Raw genomic sequence first — 2241 nt, forward strand, 5'->3', positions numbered from 1 at the left:
CTTGATCTCCACTTCATTGGTTTATTTGAGCGAACTATTTATTTGTTGAAGCAATATTAAATATTAATGATAAAATTGTCAATGCTTTAATTTACTTTTAATTTCGAATCAGCACATATTCCGCAAAAGTTCTCAAGTAACTGTCTCCCAACACTCGGATCCGTCATGATTGATTCTGGATGAAATTGCAGTCCAAAAACGGCATTTTGAGTATCTTCAAGTGCCATTATTTCGCCATCCATCGTGGTTGCCGTTACCGTTAATTCTTCTGGTACGACCGTTGCGTCCACAATCAGAGAATGATATCTGGCACCTTCAAACTTAGCTGGGCAATTTTCGAAGAGGCGAGAAGAACTGGTTTGGACAATCTGGTCTGGTTTGCCATGCATCAACTTTGGTGCATTAATAATTCGGCCGCCGTAAACGTTGGCAATGGCTTGATGCCCTAAACAAACGCCCAAGATGGGAACTTTGCCTATCAATTGAGTGATTTGTGCTTGCATGTTACCCGCGTTTTCTGGGCGACCGGGACCTGGCGAAAAGAGAACGCCGTCAGGATTGGCTGCGACCAGTTCAGCTGCGGTTAACTCATCATTTTTGATCACCTTAATTTCAGTTTGGGTAATCGTTCCGAGCAATTGATACAGATTATAGGTGAAACTATCGTAATTATCGACCAGATATAGCATTTTGCATCCCCTCCTCACTCGCTTCAACTAACGCTGCTTTGACTGCACTCGCCTTATTGTTAAATTCCTGATATTCGTACTTCGGAATACTGTCGGCAACAATTCCTGCACCAGAATGAATCACGACCTGGTCACCTTTTCGGTAGGCCAAACGAATCCCAATACATAAATCTAAGTCACCATTAAAATCCATATACCCTAAACAACCACCGTAGATGCCTCTTTTTTGCTTTTCCAAATCGTCAATAATTTGAATAGCACTTAATTTTGGTGCCCCCGACAAAGTTCCCGCCGGCATCACCGCGTTAATCACGTCAATGGCACTGGCAGTCGCATCCGCAACGCTCTCAATTTTTGATCCCAAATGCATCACATTTGCGAATTTAAGTAGTGCCCGCGTACGGGTAACCTTTACCGTGCCAAATTTGCTAATTCGGCCTAAGTCATTTCGACCTAAATCGATAAGCATGTTGTGCTCGGAAAGTTCCTTTTCACTGGTCGTTAGCTCAGTTGCAAATTGGTCATCCTCAGCCTCAGTCTTGCCCCTTCGCCGTGTGCCAGCCAATGGATACGAATATAGCTTCCCGTGTTGACGGGTAATCAGGGTTTCCGGTGACGCACCCAACGTCTCAAAATCACCATCCCGAAAATAGAATTGATAGGGAGCGGGGCTTTCTTCAAATAGCCGCCGACTCGCCCCCAGCAAACTGCCAGACATCGTGGCCCGCTGCGGATTTGACAAAATTAGTTGGAACACATCACCCGCAACGATATGCTTCTTGGTTTCAGCGACTTTTTCCGTAAATTCTGATTCACTGAACTGTAATTTAAAGTGACTGTCCAAATGAAAGTGTGGCTGCTCCACGTCCCCGCCTTTTATAATCGTTTGTGCCAGTCCTTGCAGAGACTGAATAACGGTTTCGTATCGCGCTTTCGTCAGCGTCTTCATCGGCTCAATTTGGGAAATCGTTACCTGCTTCGTTGCATGATTATACGCAACCACCTGATCCACCATGAAAAGATCAACGTCAGCCAACTGATCCTGATCTCTTGCTCGTAAGTGGAGTTTCGGATTCGCATATTTGACGTAATCGTAGCTGAAATAGCCAATCAAGCCGCCAGTGAACAAGGGTAATTCCGAAATTTTAGGTGTTTTCAAACTGGCCAGCAATTTCTCTAGTACAGGCTGTAAGGAAACCTTCTTGGCGGTTTGACGACCATGGCTTACTTCCGTTAAAATTCCATCGCGATAAGTGATTTTCCGTTCAATTCGGGTCGCAATAAAATCATATCCCGGTTCATCATTTTTAGGTGTCCCCGCCAGCAGAACGGCCGGATCGCCCGTTCCCCTTAAAATCTGCACCTGTTTAATTGGATCAAATTGTTCCATTTCAAACGAATAGGTGACTGGTACCGCAGCAAACTTCTTTCCAATTTCGATTAGTTGTTCGTATTTCATATGGCACTCCTCCTTAAAATTGAACACAAAAAAATCCGCCCATAACAATCAACTTGTTAAGGACGGATTATTCCGCGGTGCCACCTTAATTCG

At 44.4% G+C, this 2241-nt stretch carries 2 protein-coding genes; both read right to left on the reverse strand.

Going from position 1 to position 2241, the window contains the following annotated elements:
- Positions 1-86 precede the first annotated feature (86 nt).
- A complete protein-coding gene (locus FD44_RS09760; protein ID WP_010619306.1) occupies positions 87-689 on the reverse strand; it encodes an anthranilate synthase component II in 603 nt (200 codons plus the stop codon).
- Complete coding sequence (locus tag FD44_RS09765) at positions 670-2148, reverse strand: anthranilate synthase component I family protein (RefSeq protein ID WP_010619305.1); 1479 nt, start codon at positions 2146-2148, stop codon at positions 670-672. Before FD44_RS09765 ends, FD44_RS09760 begins: the two co-directional genes overlap by 20 nt.
- Between the last annotated feature and the right edge of the window lie 93 nt (positions 2149-2241).

Source organism: Secundilactobacillus malefermentans DSM 5705 = KCTC 3548 (genome assembly GCF_001436395.1).
GTDB classification, from domain to species: domain Bacteria; phylum Bacillota; class Bacilli; order Lactobacillales; family Lactobacillaceae; genus Secundilactobacillus; species Secundilactobacillus malefermentans.

Excerpts from the sequence above, each read along its gene's own strand:
- FD44_RS09760 (WP_010619306.1), bottom strand. The coding sequence starts at position 689 with ATGCTATATCTGGTCGATAATTACGATAGTTTCACCTATAATCTGTAT.
- FD44_RS09765 (WP_010619305.1), bottom strand. The coding sequence starts at position 2,148 with ATGAAATACGAACAACTAATCGAAATTGGAAAGAAGTTTGCTGCGGTA.